The following is a 14,111-nucleotide window of genomic DNA, read 5'->3' as shown; positions in this document are numbered from 1 at the left end:
ATGGCCGGCACGAAAACGCGGATCAAGGAACTTGAGACGCAGTGAGGCTTTTAAGGAACCTGCGTTGAAGCTGCTGGCGGTTGCCGACTGGCACACGCTGGACAGGGAAATCGATCGTGCGCTGGAACCTTGCGTGCAGCTACGCCGGATCCCCAGGGCTGTTATCCGTGATGGACACGATTTGAAAATTCAGTGCCTGGCGACCATCGGATTTTCCAAGCTGTCGCGACAAGGTCGAAAGGATGGAAGACCGGAAAGGAAACGACAATGAACAGAATAGCTACGTCTGTCGTGGCTGCAGCCACGGTAACTTTCGTAGGATTCGCGCCAGCTTCGCTCTTTGCGCAAGCGAGCAGGTCGGCACCTTCGGCATCGGAAAGGCCGCTGGCACCGGAAAAAAACCCACCCGGCGACATTCCAGACAATCAGGTCTTCATTGAGTACCGCTCGCCGCAGGGCTTCAATATCAAGGTTCCCGAAGGATGGGCTCGTCGTGAGATCCCGGACGGCGTCACTTTCAGCGACAAATACAACACGATTGCGCTTGCTGCGTCGCAACGTCCCGACGCGGTGACCCTCGCCAACGTCAAACAGCTGGAGGTCGCTGAACTTGAGAAAACGGGTAGAGCGGTTCATGTGACGGCGGTCAAATCCGTCAAGCTTCCCACGGGATCTGCGGTGGTCGCGAGCTATAGCTCGAATTCGGAACCGAACCCGGTGACCGAGAAAGCGATCCGCGAGGAGAATGAGCGCTACTTCTTCTGGAAGAACGGCAAGCTGGTCACTTTGACCTTGTCCGCGCCATTAGGAGCGGACAACGCCGATCAGTGGGATCTAATGGCGAAGAGCTTCAGGTGGCAGTGACATGACTATCCTTGAGGCATTCGATGTCTACAGGTTCTTTCACACAGGGGAATCCGAGACTCTGGCGCTGCGCGGCGTCAGCCTGCGGCTTGACGAAGGTGAGCTGGTCGCACTGGTTGGTCCATCCGGGAGCGGCAAATCGACCTTGCTCGCCTGCCTAGCGGGTTTGGACGAACTGGACGGCGGATACGTGGAACTGCTCGGGGAACGCCTGACCCGGCGTCCCGAAACCGAACGCGCGCGCCGCAGAGGCGCGAACGTCGGCATCTTAATGCAATCCGGAAATTTGTTCTCTTCGCTCTCGGTGACAGACAACGTGAAGCTGGCAACGCTTCTTGCCGGGAAGAGTGACAACAAACGGGCAAAGACGCTGCTGATCCAAACAGGGCTCGCGGATCGCGCAAGCGCATGGCCGGGTCAATTATCGGGAGGCGAATTGGCGCGGGCGGGCCTTGCCGTCGCCCTCGCTGCTGCGCCGCGCCTACTTCTGGCTGATGAACCGACTGGAGAGGTCGACGCAATGACGGAACGCTCTATTCTTGACGTGTTGAACGAACAGCGTCGCACCGGAGTTGCGGTCCTGGTGGCAACCCATAGTCACGCGCTTGCCGCGTGCGCTGACCGCATTATCCATCTTCGCGATGGAAAAATCGACGATGCCTGACATCCTGGTCGAAGGCGAGAATGTGGCACGTCATTTCCGCCAAGGTGGGGCCGACATCTGTGCCCTCCAACCGGCTTCATTTGTAATTCGGGCCGGCGATCGAATAGCCCTAGTCGGCCGCTCCGGTAGCGGAAAATCGACATTGCTTCATCTGATCGCCGGCCTCGACGAGCCGACGAGTGGTCGGCTGACCTGGCAGGCAAGGGGCCGGCATGAGGCGCTTAGGCCCACATATATTGGCATGGTATTCCAGGCGCCGAGCTTGATCCCGACATTGAGTGCCGTCGAGAATGTCGAAATCCCGCTACGAATAGCCGAATCCATCCCTTCGCCCCGGGCCCGGGCAATGGAAGTGTTGGACTTGCTTGGACTCGTGGGCATCGCGGACAAAGTTCCGGACGAACTGTCGGGCGGGCAAGCGCAACGTGTCGCGCTTGCGAGGGCGATTGCGCTGAAGCCCAGGTTGATTCTGGCCGACGAACCGACGGGGCAGCTAGACCAGTTCATCGCTCGACAGACCGTGGATGCATTGCTGCAATCCCTTGAGGGCAGAGACGCCGCTCTCGTCGTTGCCACCCACGATCCCTCTGTCGCCGAACCCTTGCAAACCACGTGGTTCATGGATCACGGACAGCTCCAGTTATCAGACGCGATGTTGGGCACATGATACGGCTTTGGCTCAAAGCTATTTTCACGGGACACTCGGGCCGCCTTGCCGCTGCTATTGTGGGACTTGCGCTGCCAGTCGCATTGCTCGGGTCCCTTGGTGCATTCGTCGTCGCCTCCTCCGAGAGCATGGCCCGACGTGCGGTGGCGAGCCTCCCGGTGGACTGGCAGGTGCTGGTAGCATCTGGAGCAAATCCGGCGGCGGTGATCGACGCGGTTCATAAAGCCGCTCGGTATGACGCGCTTCAGTCGGTTGGATATGCGGACACCGAAGGATTTTCCGCCACGACGGACGCAACATCGCAGACGACAGGACCAGGCAAAGTGCTCGGCCTGGAGCCAGATTATCGTCAGCATTTTCCGGGTCAGATCCAGCTCAATCTGGGCTCATGGTACGGCGTTTTGATTGCCACCCAAACAGCCGCGAGTCTTCACGTCGCACCCGGTGACACGGTTACGATCCATCGCGTCGGTATGGGGCCGATCGACGTGAAGATCGCCGGAATCGTGGCTTTGCCGAATGCGGATTCTATGTTCCAAGCGATTGGGCTGTCCAAGAACATTGCGCCCCAAGCGCCGCCGGACAATATCCTTGTCATGCCAATGCCACAGTGGCGGGACGTTTTCGATCAGCAATCGTCCGCCCGACCGGACACTGTCCGCACCGAAATCCATGTCCGGCTCGATCATGGTGCTTTGCCACCGGACCCAAGCGCCGCCTTCATCCAGGCGCAGCGCACCGCCAAGAATTTCGAGGCGCGTGCCGCAGGCAGCGCCGCCGTGGCTGACAATCTCGCAGCGAGGCTTGATGCGGTGCGCGCCGACTCGCTGTATGCGCAAGTCCTGTTCCTCTTCCTTGGGATACCCGGCGTGGTTTTAGCGCTGCTGGTGACGCTTGCGGTCGCCTCTTCCGGTTCAGCGCGTCGGCGCCGCGAGCAGGCGCTGTTGCGCCTTCGCGGCGCATCCCTGCTGCAAGTGTTGCGCCTTGCGGCGATCGAGGCGGTTGCGGTCGGCGGAACAGGCGTCATCATCGGGCTGCTTCTCGCCGTCGTCGTAGCGGTCCTCTGGTGGCGGCTCGAAAATCTGAGGCTTGTGGCGGCATGGTTGGTTCTTGTTGGCGCTATCGGGTTTGGCTTTGGCGTCGCGGCCTCTCTCGTTCCAGCGTGGCGGGACGCAACACGCACGTCAATCTCCGCTGCCCGTGCCGAGGTGGAGCGAACGACACGTTCACTGTGGCAGCGGCTTTATCTGGACGTTGCCACTCTGGTGATCGGCGCGATCGTCTTCTGGACGGTCGCAACGGCCGGTTACGAGATTGTTCTGGCTCCCGAGGGCGTGGCCCAAACCTCCGTGCATTACGAGGCTTTCCTCGCGCCGCTGTGCTTCTGGATCGGCGCCGGCTTGTTGTGGCTTCGCCTGAGCAGATGGGCGCTCGGGTCGGGCAAAAACATGGTGGCGGCCCTGCTCGCGCCGGCTTCTGCCGCGCTTGCTCCCATCATCGCAGCCTCCCTGTCGCGTCAGCGAGGTCGCATGGCCAGGGGTGTCGCGCTCGTCGCCCTCGCATTCGCCTTTGCGACGGCAACCGCCATCTTCAACAGCACGTATAACGCGCAGTCCCGCATCGACGCTGAACTCACCAACGGCGCCGATGTCACGGTGAGCGGGACCACAACCCACCCCGCGAGCGAACTTCTGCCAGGCCTAAGAGCCATTCCGGGCGTGGTCGCAGCGGAACCGATGATGCATCGTTTCGCCTATGTGGGAGCGGACCTGCAAGACATGTTCGGGATCAATCCCGCGACCATCGGCAAGCTCACCACGATCTCAAATGCATATTTCGCAAATCACAATGCGGCCAAATCTCTCGCGCTGTTGGCCGAGACGCCCGATGGTGTTCTTGTTTCGCAGGAGACCGTCGACGACTTTCAGCTGCAACCCGGCGAGCGCCTGAACTTGCGCCTGCAGAGCGCGACGGATCATCAATATCACGTTGTCCCGTTCAGGTTCATCGGCGTCGTGCGTGAGTTTCCAACAGCTCCGAAGGACTCATTTCTCGTAGCCAATGCGAACTACATCGCGCAGAAGACAGGCTCCGACGTCAGCGAAGTTGTTCTATTGCGGACTGCGGCGAACCCGGAAGCCGTCGCCGCGGCGACGCGCAAGTTGGCGGCGATGCAGGGCGGCACGAAGGTCACCACACTCGGCGACACACAGGCGATTATCAGTTCGAGCCTGACCGCGGTCGATCTGCGTGGCCTGACCGCTTTGGAACTCGGCTTTTCTGTCCTGATGATCGCGGGCGTCACCGGACTCGTTCTGGCCTTGGGACTTTCCGAGCGGCGTCGCACCTTCACTATTCTGTCCGGGCTTGGCGCCACGCCATGGCAGCTGGGAGCCTTTCTGTGGAGCGAGGGGCTGTTCATCGTGGTCGGCGGGGCCATTATGGGCATTGTGGTCGGCTTTGGCATAGCTTTCGCCTTGGTGACTCTTCTCTCCGGTGTGTTTGACCCGCCGCCGGAGACCTTATCGATTCCTTGGCTCTATGTGATGGTGGCTCTGGCGACGGCGCTGGTCTGCGGATCAATCGCCATAACCGGAGCACTGGTGCTCTCGAAAAAGCCGGACCTCGAGGCGCTGCGGGGAGGCTAAACGAGATGAGACTGGTCCGAATGGTCACGCACCAGTTTCGCACCAGAAACGACTTCATCAAATCGCAACGAACGCGCTCGATTTCGGACGAAAAGGCAGCAAAATCAACGATCGCAACCGATATCCCGTCGCTCATAACGGTCTGGTTGCAGGTTCGAGTCCTGCCGGGCCCGCCAGCCTTCGCTCGCTTCGCGAGCTTCGGCTGGGCAAGCCAGCGCCGCACATCAAAACCGAAGCGAGTGAAGGCTGCCGCGCCAAAGCCCGAAGGCGAAGGCGGGCGGTGGGGCACTCACCAGAGACGCCTTGCCGCATTGCTGTTGAAGCGGAGATCGAATGGCGCGGCGATCACGTTGGCCGTTGCTGCGCTTGCCCTAAATTTGCGAGCTCGCGCGAAACGGTCTGCGGGAACTGTATCGCGAGCTTCGTTGGACAATCTCACCGTGGCGATATCGACAACCACCCATCGCCTTAGACTTTTTGTCAGAGGGCTTCACGCCTGAAGAGTGGCTCGCGGTCTACCGATATGGACAGGGGCTCGAATATTTCGAAGAGGCATTCGTGCTCTTTCGAGCCAGTACGGCACCTGTATGTTGCATCACATCGATTGTCGATGGTCTGCCAAAAATCGATAGACATTGCGCTTGGACCTTACCGCGGCGACGCCGCAACCTATCAGGAAGGTTGGGGAAGCATGCCGGACTATCTCGTAGAGTACGCCAGCGAGAATGGCTTCCGTTTTACCGAGCTAATTCACGACGACTATTTCAACGGTATTCGCACGCCTTTCAACGCAAAGCTTTACGTCTCATGTTCAAAGCTGCTGATGTCGTGTGTCGATACACTCGCCTTCGTTGAGTACGGTGATGTTTCGGGGAATTTCGGCAAGTGGGTTACTGTATATGTTGACCTCGAACCGCTTAGCATCTCGGCAGATGAGCTGTGGGAGTTCCGCAATTCTGTTCTGCACATGACGAACCTCTCTTCTAGAAAAGTCATTGCAGGGAAGGTTTCGCCGATCATGCCTTGCCTGGGCGAGGCTGGATTCATTAGGCCTTTGACAGGCTCGAACGCACCGAAGCCTTTTGATCTGTTCGGACTGATCAAAGCCATCGGGCATGGAATCGGGAAGTGGGGTGAGGAGTACAACGCGGATCGTGGCAAGCTGCTCAAGTTCATTGAGCGATATGACACGACAATTTCGGACCGTCGGGTAGGGAAATTATCAACCGTCGAACCGACTGCAACGGCATCGGCTAATGTCGGCTCCGTCGAATGAAAGGGTTACGGTGACAGTGCAGCCCAGAGCACCGAATGTCTCCATCCGATTAAGCGCACTGCCAGCATCATATCCATGCTTCAAACCAGCTCCAGCCGCAATGACCGCCCGACCATGCGCGCGGCGCGCTGAAGCGTTGCCAGCGTAACGTTGCCGTCCTTAGGGTCGAGCAGGCGCCCGATCTGACTGCGCGACGTCTTCATGCGCTGGGCCAGATTGTTGCGGGATATGTTGTTCTCCTTCATCGCCTGCTCGATCTGCCACGCGAGGACCTCTTTGACTGCGATGGCCTCGAACTCCTCTCGATTGCCTTCTTTGCCGAGGAAATCATCGAGTGTGGTGAGCTTGGCGACGGAACGGACTGCTTTCTTCTTTTTCGCCATGTTGGTCTCCTTCATTTCTCGAATTCACGGTTTCTGCGATGCGCCAGCGCCAAATCATCGGGCGGCGTCTTCTGGGTCTTCTTGATGAATCCGTGAAGGACCAGAATGCGACCCCGCTGCACGCTGAACAGGACACGAGCGATCCGGTTGCTCGGCAGCGACGTGCGCACCTCCCACAAGCCATCGCCTAGCGCCCGGCAAAGCGGCATACCCACCGGCCAGCGGTATTGAACGCGCATGAGGTCGAGGCCCACGGCCTGACGGTCGGCCTCGTCCAGGCTCCGCAGCCAATCCCGCACAACCTCGGTCCCGCCCTGCGTGCGGTAAAACACGACGGGCATCTTATGGGAATCATGATTTGGCATGCAGCCCTATGTAATCACTCCGTACCATATAATGTACAGTTCCGCAATGGCAATCCGACTCACCTCCTCGTTGCAGCTCGCGCACCGTCGGAGTAGATCGGCAAGACGCTACGATTATCTGTAGCCCCCATGCAAAAAAGCCCGAGGATGGATATTGAATGAAAACGGCAGCGCAATCGGCGTCCGTTTAGATTATCGCCCTCGCCAAGCGCAGCCCGTACAAATCACCAGTCGACCGCTCTCTAGCGGCAGGACAATTTCATGGTTAGTGAAAAAGGCCCGAACATCAAGAAGAAGCAGAAGTGCAAAAATTGTGAGGGCAAAGGCTTGCTCAAGAAGGGCGACAAGGTGGTGAAGTGCCAGCGATGCAAAGGCACGGGCGTGCGGTGATGTTGGGTTGATGACCTCTCATGCAAGGTAAAGGCCGTCAGGCTGCCGCACACGCTTTCGCGGCGACGCCTGCACCGATGCGGAGGGCCAGCTCACCCTCTATCCACCACGCACTCCGCGCCGTCGATGACGTAGGCCGCGTGACGAAAATCCCGGATGGTAGCGAGCTTGTCGGATGACCAGTCGAGCAGCATGAAATATTTCGGCCGCCCGTTCGGGTCGTTCGGATCGAACACCAGGATCGCGGGACGTCCCTCGACCTGCCCCGTCACCAGGTGCCAATCGCTGACCTTCGAATAATTGCCGAAGTAATTCGACACCTCGGCCTTGCCTTTCTGCCTGGTGCGATTGACGAGCTCGAGCCTGACGTCATCGGCGATCATGGCGCGGATCGCGTCGAAGTCGCGGGCGTTGAAATGACCGACATAGGCGTTGAGCCGCGACCGATCGGCTTCCGACAGGCCCGGCTGCGGCACATCGTCAGGCTGCTGCGCCAGTTCACGCAGCTGCGTGCGCCCACGATGCAGCGCGGCTTTCACCGCCGGCAGGCTGAAGTCCATGATGTCGCAGACCTCGGCAAGCGAGCAGCCGAGCACGTCCATCAGGATCACGCTGGATCTCTGCGCTATCGGCAGCCGCATGAAGGTGCGCAGGCTGGTCGCAGCGATCTGGCGGCTCTCCACATCATCGAGCCGGTCGGCGATCATGTCCACCTCCTCAGCCGAATGCAGCGCCTGTTGCCGGTTGCGGCGGCGCAGGAAATCCAGCGCGGTGTTGTGCGCGATGCGGAACAGCCAGCCCTCGGGATTGACGATGGGCGCGACCGATGGTGTCGCCTCCATCGCCTTGATCAGCGCATCCTGCAGCACATCCTCACCGTCGATGACCGAGCCGACCATGCGTGCGCAGTAGCGATGCAATTTCGGTCGCATCCGCGCCAGCAGGGCCTCGATATCGATAGTGGCCAGCGGGTCTGGCGCCATTGCTCCTCCGTCTCGTCTGTTCAGGACTCGTTCAGCATACGGTAGTTCCCGACGATCTTCACATCACGAACCAGCGGCGGCTCGGCGCAGCGGTCGCGGATGCCGTCCTGAAACGCCTGAAATGCCCTGAGCTTCGGGATCGGGCTCGAGCCGTCCTCGGCCGCGGCCTCGACGAGATGGATGAAGGTGTCGTCCTCCAGGCGCAGCGTCAGATAGCGTACGCCGTCCGGCCTGGCTGCCTTCAATTCAGCAAATACGGCCGAAACCAGCTCGGCGTTCCTGTCGGCCAGCTCCGGCTTGGCCTTGTATCTGATCAGTGTCCTTCTCATCGCGCGCTCCCTTGCTCATATTGCGACCAGCTCACCCCCAGGACGTTTGCCAGCCGGCGAAGGATGCGGTCCGGAGAAAATTATTTCCGGGCGCATCCTTTATCACGCCGGCCTCGTCTCACCCCCAGAACGCGCCGCGACAGGGCGGCGCGACACACGGAGAGAGGGCGATGCAGACCCCGACCAATCGCGCCGAGCGGAACTGGGTGCTTGGCGTCACCGCGCTGGCATCCTTCATGATGGCGCTGGACGCCATGATCATTACGACGGCATTCGCGGCCATCCGCACCGAGTTCGGCAGTCCGGTCGAGACGCTGCAATGGACCGTCAACGCCTTCAACCTGACTTTTGCTGTGCTGCTCCTGACCGGCGCCGCGCTCGGCGACCGCTTCGGGCGCCGCCGCATGTTCGCGGCCGGGATCGCCCTGTTCGTCGTTGCCTCAGCGGCCTGTGCACTCGCAAGCAATGCCACCGCGCTGATCGCCGCTCGCGCGCTGCAGGGCGCCGGCGCCGCGCTGGTGATGCCGCTGGCGATGGCGATCCTGAGCGGCACGTTCGGCCGGGAGGAGCGCGCCCGGGCGCTCGGCATTTTCAGCGGCATCACCGGCTGCGCGCTGATCATCGGCCCCGCCATCGGCGGCTTCATCACCGAACATTTCGGCTGGCGATGGGTCTTCTGGATCAACCTGCCGATCGGCCTGATCGCGATCGGGCTGGTGCTGGCACGGTTGCGCGAAAGCTTCGGACCGGCTGCCGCATTGGACATCCCCGGACTATTGCTTGTCGCCCTCGCGGCACTGGCGCTGGTCTGGAGCCTGTTGCGCGGCAACGCTGTGGGGTGGGCGAGCGCCGAGGTCATGGGCACGCTGATGTCAGGCCTGGTATTGGCAGCCGCCTTCGTGCTCTGGGAATTGCGCGCGGCCGCGCCGATGGTGCCGATGCGGCTGTTTGCATCCCGTGCGCTGGCGTCCGGCATGACCGCAAGCGTCCTGTTCTACGCTGCGATGTATGGCGTGTTGTTCCTGATGCCGCAGTTCCTCCAGACCACGCTGGGCTTCGACGCCTTCGACGCCGGACTTCGCTTGCTTCCGTGGACGGCGACGCTGTTCATCACCGCCCCGGTCGCCGGCGCGGTCGTCAACAGATTCGGCGAGCGGCTGCTGGTGGTGACGGGATTGCTGATGCAGGCGATCGGCCTTGGCTGGATCGCAGCTATCGTGAGCCCGTCCGTTCCCTATTCTGCTCTGGTCGCGCCGTTGGTGCTGGCTGGCGTCGGCGTCTCGATGGCGATGCCAGCCGCGCAGAACGCCATCCTGGGCTCGGTCGCGGTGACCGAAATGGGCAAGGCATCCGGCATCTTCAACATGGGCCGCTTCCTTGGCGGCATGTTCGGCATCGCTGCGCTGGTGGCGGACTTCGCCGCCAACGGTGCGGTCGATTCGGCTGCGCATTTCGAGACCGGATTTGCTGCGGCGATGAGCCTCGCCGCAACGCTGTCGTTGGTCGGCGCGATTGCGGGATTTTTCCTGCCGGCACGGCGACGCATCGCCGGCGCAGCCGCGCCGCAAGATGCGTGATGCTCATGACGAAAGAATCTCAATCGGCGCACGGTGACAGTGCACCAAATGCCGGGTTCGAAAGGTCAGCAATTGAGTGCACCACAATACCCGTGATACCGGACTGCCCCGCAAACTGCGTCAATCCGTTCGCTCGCCATCGCCGCGTCCAAGCTTGTTCAGCCGCTCGATGAACTTGCTCTTTTTCTCGTGGCGCGCCCGGATCGCGCGGACACGGCTGCTGAAGTCATCCTGGGATCCCTCTTCTTCGGCCAGCGCCTGAAGATCGGCCAGAAGGGCCATCGCCTGGTCATAGCCGGTTGGGTTGCGACGTTCGATCCCATCCTCGATCTCGCGCCAGACGTTCGCACCGCGTTGCTTGAGCGCCTTCAACCGCACGCGGCGCGCCTTCTCGGCCTCTGCCGCCCGACGCCGCCGCTCCGTTTCCCGGCGTTCGGCGTCGGCACGTTCACGGGCTTCCCCGATCTTTTGCGCACGCATTCGCAGGGTGCCGGCTGTACGGCGTGTCGCCGGCGCCTGGGCTTTGTCACGAAGCCTGCCTCTGAGCTCGACGCCCACATACGGATCTCCGTCGACAACGCGCAGCAGCAGCTCCGTTTTCTCATGGTCGGGAATCGTCGCCAACGCCGTCTGCAAATCGTCCCTGGATCTTGCAGCATCATTTCCGCCAAGCTCGGCAGCCGCTGCGACGAGATCCCGGTCGATGTAGAAAAACTCGGCAAACGCTTCGAGCGGGCCGGTCAGCGGAGCTATCCCCGGCAGCGGTTCGACGTCCTCGTCGGGGACATATTCATCCTGAACCGCCGACAACCAAAGCAGATAGAACAGCCTGAGATCTCCCGACAACACATCGTTTCGCAGCGGCGCGAGTCCGGCAAGCTGACCCGAGCCATCATCCCAGTCGTCGACGCCCTCTTCGTCACGTTGAATATCGACGACCACGTTATCCCCGGAGTTCCATACCCGAACGCAATCGACCTCGCTAATAATGCCGTCGATGTCGCCGCGTTTCACCAACCGCGCCGGCACACGAAGCATCAGCCGCCGCGTGCCCCAATTCGCCACATAGAGATGCAGATCGAACCAGTCCTCCATGAACTTGCAGGGGTCACCCTTGAGGTCCCCCCATTCGTAGTGATTGCTGAAACTCGTCGCGGTGATCCGCGCCCGGGACGAGATGGCCCGCAGAGCGTCCTGCGCCGCACTATCGAGCGGTCGATCGATCGCCAGAAATTCGTAATACTGATATTCGCTCATGCGGGTTGCTTGCTAGACGTCATCCGATCCTACCTGGACTCCACGCATTCGACAGCAGAGCGCGCTGCCTCTCCTCGCGACGTCGACAGTCGCACCAGAAACGATCGCATCAAACCACAACAAGCGTGAAATTGACAACTTATCGCACCTCAGCAAGTAGCGCCGACCTCGCTGCTTTGGCGAACGAGCGGACCATCGTGGAACGCGCGCGGTTTGCCGGAAAGAACAGGCCGAACGACAGCTCGATCGCCGGTCGCAGCGGAACGGCGACTAGGCCGAGCGACGCGGCGCTCTTCGCGGTGAACGGATCGACAATGGCGAGCCCCATTCCACCGGCAACGAGCTGGCAGGCCGAGAACACCGACGGCGTATCGATCGATCCGTCGTAGGAGGCTTTTGCCGCGGCGAGCGCTGCGGCGAACCGGTCTCGGTTGAGGTTCCCGGGCGGCGGCAGGATCATCCGCTCGCCGTCGAGCTCACTCAGCCGGACATAGGGCTTGCGCGCCAGCCGATGGCCCTTGGGCAGCGCGAGCAGGCAGCGGGCCGTCACGAGGTGCTCGCACTCGATGCGCGCGTCCTCGAACGGCATCACCGTGATGCCGGCATCGAATGGGCCCGTGGTCACCCAATCGGCGAGCTCGCCCATATGCTTGATCTCCAGCGAGACCCGCGCTCTGGGGTGCAAGGTCGTGAACGCCTTGATCGCTGCCGGCATCAAGCCGAACGCAACGATCATCGGCGCAACGACACGCAGATGCGCGCCCTGCAGCGTGCGGATGTCGCGCGCAATATCCACGATCTGGTCGACCGCGGCCAAAGCGCGTTCGGCCTCGCGGAAGAAGGCGCGGCCTTCGCCGGTGACGACAAGCCGTTGCCGCTGCCGAACGAACAGAGCAAGCCCCAACTCGCGTTCGAGATCGGCGATCAAACGGCTAACGGCCGGCTGCGACAGGTGCAGCCGGCGCGCAGCTTCGGTCACCGAGCCGGTGGAAAACACCGCGTGGAAGGCCTGCAGGCGCTTCAGGTTCATTGGGCCATCTCATATCAAAACCGTATGAACTTACAACATTTGTCGATTTGACTGCATCATCACGGCATCCCAAGGTCTTGGCAACCCCCGAGGGAGTGTCAACATGACCGCCGCGCGAACGATACCCGCCCCCGAAGCGCCGTCGGCCAATACAGCCGCCGCCGCGATGGCCGCCGACTGGGCCGACGCCTGGAATCGGCACGACATCGACGGCCTTACCCGGCTTGTGCACCCCGACATCGATTTCGTTACCGTTGCCGGCGTCTGGCTGCGGGGAGCTGAGGCGTTCAGGCGCCATCACGCCGAGATCCACCGCCTGCAGATGCGCGACAGCGTCTGGCGCAACATCGATCAGACCGCGCGGCGGCTGCGCGACACGCTCGTCCTCGTCCATCTTCGCTGGGCGATGCAAGGCGATCGCGATCCGGACGGGACACCGAGGCAACCGCGACGGGGAATCTTTTCCTGGCTGGTCGAATGGCCGGCCGAAGGAAACGCACGGATCATTGCAGGCCAGAATACAAATCTGCGATCGGACGTGGACGCACACGGCGACGAAGGGGCAGCACCATGATTGCAACGCGGCGACAGATCTTGCGCAACATGCCGGCTGCAACAGCGCTCGCGCTGCTCGGCGCAACGGCCCGGGCGGAGACGTTTCCCGCGCGACCATTTCACCTCCTCGTTGGCGGCGGGCCCGGGAGTGTTCCGGATCTGGTCGCCCGCGTGATCGGCGACAAGCTGTCGGCCGTCGCTGGCCAGCCGGTCGTGGTCGAAAACCGGCCGGGCGCGGGAGGGATCATCGCGATGCAGGCGCTCGTCTCCAGCAATCCGGACGGCTACACGATCGCGATCGCTTCGATGTCGCAGCTCGTCTTCAACAGCTATCTGTTTGCCAGGCTGCCTTACGATCCTGTTCACGACGTCGCCCCGGTATGTCCCTTGGTCGTTGGCGCGCTGGCGGTCGCAGCTCATCCGTTGGTCCCGGCCGCGAGCTTTCCCGAGCTCGTCGCCTACGCGAAATCTCATCCCGGGCGCCTCGCCATCGGCACCGCGAGCAACGGCTCGCCGCCCGATGTCGTCGCGCGGCTGTTGGCGCGCACCGCGGATATTGACGTGCAGTTCGTGCCGTTTCGCACCGGGCCCGAAGGCCTCACCGGCGTGATCCGCGGCGACGTTCAATTGTTCGTCGATGCGCCGCCCTTGATCGCGCCGCAGGTCAAGGTCGGCGCCGTAAAGGTGTTGGCCGTCACCGGCCGTGTACGGGAGCCTGACCTGCCTGACGTTCCGACCATCGCCGAAGCGGGTTTCCCGGGTGCGGAAGCGGAAGCCTGGTTCGGTTTGGTCGCCCCGGCCAAGGCGCCGGGCGAGGCCGTGACGGACCTCAATCGCAAGATCGCGGCGATCATGGTGGCGCCTGACGTGCAGCAGCAATTCGCCAAGCTCAGCTTCCGCCCGCTTACAGGGTCAAGCGACACGCTCCGGCAGTTGATCGATGAAGGGCACCGGCGCTGGGGCCCGGTTATCAAGGAAGCCGGCATCAGGCTCGACTAGGAGGCAGCAACGACGACGGCAAAGCAGCACGAGCACAATCGATGTCAAAACGAAAGCTCGACACCGAAGCTGCAGCAGATAGTGAGATGGACTGCCACGAGCGCAGCGCATACAAAGCGCCAGT

At 61.7% G+C, this 14,111-nt stretch carries 16 protein-coding genes; 10 read left to right on the top strand and 6 right to left on the bottom strand.

Annotated features, from left to right (window positions below):
* The first annotated feature begins 64 nt into the window (after nucleotides 1–64).
* The 7 genes from JJC00_RS10015 (at nucleotide 65) to JJC00_RS09985 (ending at nucleotide 6,119) form a co-directional block, all read left to right on the top strand.
* Entirely contained in the window at nucleotides 65–271 is a 207-nt protein-coding gene (locus tag JJC00_RS10015) for a hypothetical protein (protein WP_200472415.1), read from the top strand.
* On the top strand, nucleotides 268–864 hold the full coding sequence (locus tag JJC00_RS10010) for a hypothetical protein (RefSeq protein WP_200472414.1): 597 nt from the start codon (nucleotides 268–270) through the stop codon (nucleotides 862–864). The genes JJC00_RS10015 and JJC00_RS10010 overlap by 4 nt, the downstream gene beginning before the upstream one ends.
* A 1-nt stretch (nucleotide 865) precedes the next feature.
* Nucleotides 866–1,528 (top strand): ABC transporter ATP-binding protein, encoded by a 663-nt coding sequence (locus tag JJC00_RS10005; protein ID WP_200472413.1) that lies wholly within the window; start codon nucleotides 866–868, stop codon nucleotides 1,526–1,528.
* Nucleotides 1,521–2,195: an ABC transporter ATP-binding protein gene (locus JJC00_RS10000; protein WP_200472412.1), complete on the top strand. Its 675-nt coding sequence runs from the start codon at nucleotides 1,521–1,523 to the stop codon at nucleotides 2,193–2,195. Before JJC00_RS10005 ends, JJC00_RS10000 begins: the two co-directional genes overlap by 8 nt.
* Nucleotides 2,196–2,353: 158 nt before the next feature.
* Nucleotides 2,354–4,843 (top strand): ABC transporter permease, encoded by a 2,490-nt coding sequence (locus JJC00_RS09995; protein WP_246774160.1) that lies wholly within the window; start codon nucleotides 2,354–2,356, stop codon nucleotides 4,841–4,843.
* Nucleotides 4,844–4,863: 20 nt separating this feature from the next.
* A complete protein-coding gene (locus tag JJC00_RS09990) occupies nucleotides 4,864–5,343 on the top strand; it encodes a hypothetical protein (RefSeq protein ID WP_200472410.1) in 480 nt (159 codons plus the stop codon).
* A 191-nt stretch (nucleotides 5,344–5,534) separates the two neighbouring features.
* Nucleotides 5,535–6,119, top strand: a complete 585-nt coding sequence (locus tag JJC00_RS09985; RefSeq protein ID WP_200472409.1) for a hypothetical protein — start codon at nucleotides 5,535–5,537, stop codon at nucleotides 6,117–6,119.
* A gap of 80 nt (nucleotides 6,120–6,199) precedes the next feature.
* Here the strand turns inward: JJC00_RS09985 and JJC00_RS09980 are convergent, their stop codons facing one another.
* From JJC00_RS09980 to JJC00_RS09965, 4 genes are all read right to left on the bottom strand, one after another.
* On the bottom strand, nucleotides 6,200–6,502 hold the full coding sequence (locus tag JJC00_RS09980) for a helix-turn-helix domain-containing protein (protein ID WP_200472408.1): 303 nt from the start codon (nucleotides 6,500–6,502) through the stop codon (nucleotides 6,200–6,202).
* 11 nt (nucleotides 6,503–6,513) lie between these two features.
* Nucleotides 6,514–6,843, bottom strand: coding sequence for a type II toxin-antitoxin system RelE/ParE family toxin (locus tag JJC00_RS09975; protein WP_246774159.1), 330 nt, complete (start codon nucleotides 6,841–6,843; stop codon nucleotides 6,514–6,516).
* A 506-nt stretch (nucleotides 6,844–7,349) separates the two neighbouring features.
* Complete coding sequence (locus tag JJC00_RS09970; RefSeq protein ID WP_200472406.1) at nucleotides 7,350–8,240, bottom strand: sigma-70 family RNA polymerase sigma factor; 891 nt, start codon at nucleotides 8,238–8,240, stop codon at nucleotides 7,350–7,352.
* A 20-nt stretch (nucleotides 8,241–8,260) separates the two neighbouring features.
* Nucleotides 8,261–8,569 carry a hypothetical protein gene (locus JJC00_RS09965; RefSeq protein ID WP_200472405.1) on the bottom strand — a complete coding sequence of 103 codons (309 nt, stop codon included), beginning with the start codon at nucleotides 8,567–8,569 and terminating at the stop codon, nucleotides 8,261–8,263.
* Nucleotides 8,570–8,739: 170 nt separating this feature from the next.
* Here JJC00_RS09965 and JJC00_RS09960 point away from each other — a divergent pair, with 170 nt between their 5' ends.
* The gene (locus JJC00_RS09960; protein WP_200472404.1) at nucleotides 8,740–10,146 is read left to right on the top strand and encodes a DHA2 family efflux MFS transporter permease subunit; all 1,407 of its coding nucleotides are present in this window, start codon (nucleotides 8,740–8,742) and stop codon (nucleotides 10,144–10,146) included.
* A 120-nt stretch (nucleotides 10,147–10,266) separates the two neighbouring features.
* Here the strand turns inward: JJC00_RS09960 and JJC00_RS09955 are convergent, their stop codons facing one another.
* Both JJC00_RS09955 and JJC00_RS09950 read right to left on the bottom strand, forming a co-directional pair.
* Nucleotides 10,267–11,403, bottom strand: a complete 1,137-nt coding sequence (locus JJC00_RS09955) for a hypothetical protein (protein ID WP_200472403.1) — start codon at nucleotides 11,401–11,403, stop codon at nucleotides 10,267–10,269.
* Nucleotides 11,404–11,542: 139 nt separating this feature from the next.
* Entirely contained in the window at nucleotides 11,543–12,433 is an 891-nt protein-coding gene (locus JJC00_RS09950) for a LysR family transcriptional regulator (RefSeq protein WP_200472402.1), read from the bottom strand.
* Nucleotides 12,434–12,536: 103 nt separating this feature from the next.
* Between JJC00_RS09950 and JJC00_RS09945 the strand changes: the two genes are divergently transcribed.
* Together JJC00_RS09945 and JJC00_RS09940 are read left to right on the top strand one after the other, a co-directional pair.
* On the top strand, nucleotides 12,537–13,007 hold the full coding sequence (locus JJC00_RS09945; protein WP_200472401.1) for a YybH family protein: 471 nt from the start codon (nucleotides 12,537–12,539) through the stop codon (nucleotides 13,005–13,007).
* On the top strand, nucleotides 13,004–13,987 hold the full coding sequence (locus tag JJC00_RS09940; protein ID WP_200472400.1) for a Bug family tripartite tricarboxylate transporter substrate binding protein: 984 nt from the start codon (nucleotides 13,004–13,006) through the stop codon (nucleotides 13,985–13,987). The genes JJC00_RS09945 and JJC00_RS09940 overlap by 4 nt, the downstream gene beginning before the upstream one ends.
* The last annotated feature ends 124 nt before the right edge of the window (nucleotides 13,988–14,111 follow it).

This window comes from Bradyrhizobium diazoefficiens (genome assembly GCF_016616885.1).
GTDB classification, from domain to species: Bacteria; Pseudomonadota; Alphaproteobacteria; order Rhizobiales; family Xanthobacteraceae; genus Bradyrhizobium; species Bradyrhizobium diazoefficiens_F.
The sequence above is the reverse complement of the archived record's forward strand: the minus strand, read 5'-3'. Positions and strand labels throughout refer to the sequence as shown.

Coding starts and splice junctions, on each gene's coding strand:
- JJC00_RS09975 (WP_246774159.1), bottom strand. CDS start 6,843: ATGCCCGTCGTGTTTTACCGCACGCAGGGCGGGACCGAGGTTGTGCGG.
- JJC00_RS10005 (WP_200472413.1), top strand. CDS start 866: ATGACTATCCTTGAGGCATTCGATGTCTACAGGTTCTTTCACACAGGG.
- JJC00_RS09945 (WP_200472401.1), top strand. CDS start 12,537: ATGACCGCCGCGCGAACGATACCCGCCCCCGAAGCGCCGTCGGCCAAT.
- JJC00_RS09980 (WP_200472408.1), bottom strand. CDS start 6,502: ATGGCGAAAAAGAAGAAAGCAGTCCGTTCCGTCGCCAAGCTCACCACA.
- JJC00_RS09970 (WP_200472406.1), bottom strand. CDS start 8,240: ATGGCGCCAGACCCGCTGGCCACTATCGATATCGAGGCCCTGCTGGCG.
- JJC00_RS10010 (WP_200472414.1), top strand. CDS start 268: ATGAACAGAATAGCTACGTCTGTCGTGGCTGCAGCCACGGTAACTTTC.
- JJC00_RS09955 (WP_200472403.1), bottom strand. CDS start 11,403: ATGAGCGAATATCAGTATTACGAATTTCTGGCGATCGATCGACCGCTC.
- JJC00_RS09940 (WP_200472400.1), top strand. CDS start 13,004: ATGATTGCAACGCGGCGACAGATCTTGCGCAACATGCCGGCTGCAACA.
- JJC00_RS09960 (WP_200472404.1), top strand. CDS start 8,740: ATGCAGACCCCGACCAATCGCGCCGAGCGGAACTGGGTGCTTGGCGTC.
- JJC00_RS09985 (WP_200472409.1), top strand. CDS start 5,535: ATGCCGGACTATCTCGTAGAGTACGCCAGCGAGAATGGCTTCCGTTTT.
- JJC00_RS09950 (WP_200472402.1), bottom strand. CDS start 12,433: ATGAACCTGAAGCGCCTGCAGGCCTTCCACGCGGTGTTTTCCACCGGC.
- JJC00_RS09965 (WP_200472405.1), bottom strand. CDS start 8,569: ATGAGAAGGACACTGATCAGATACAAGGCCAAGCCGGAGCTGGCCGAC.
- JJC00_RS10000 (WP_200472412.1), top strand. CDS start 1,521: ATGCCTGACATCCTGGTCGAAGGCGAGAATGTGGCACGTCATTTCCGC.
- JJC00_RS09990 (WP_200472410.1), top strand. CDS start 4,864: ATGGTCACGCACCAGTTTCGCACCAGAAACGACTTCATCAAATCGCAA.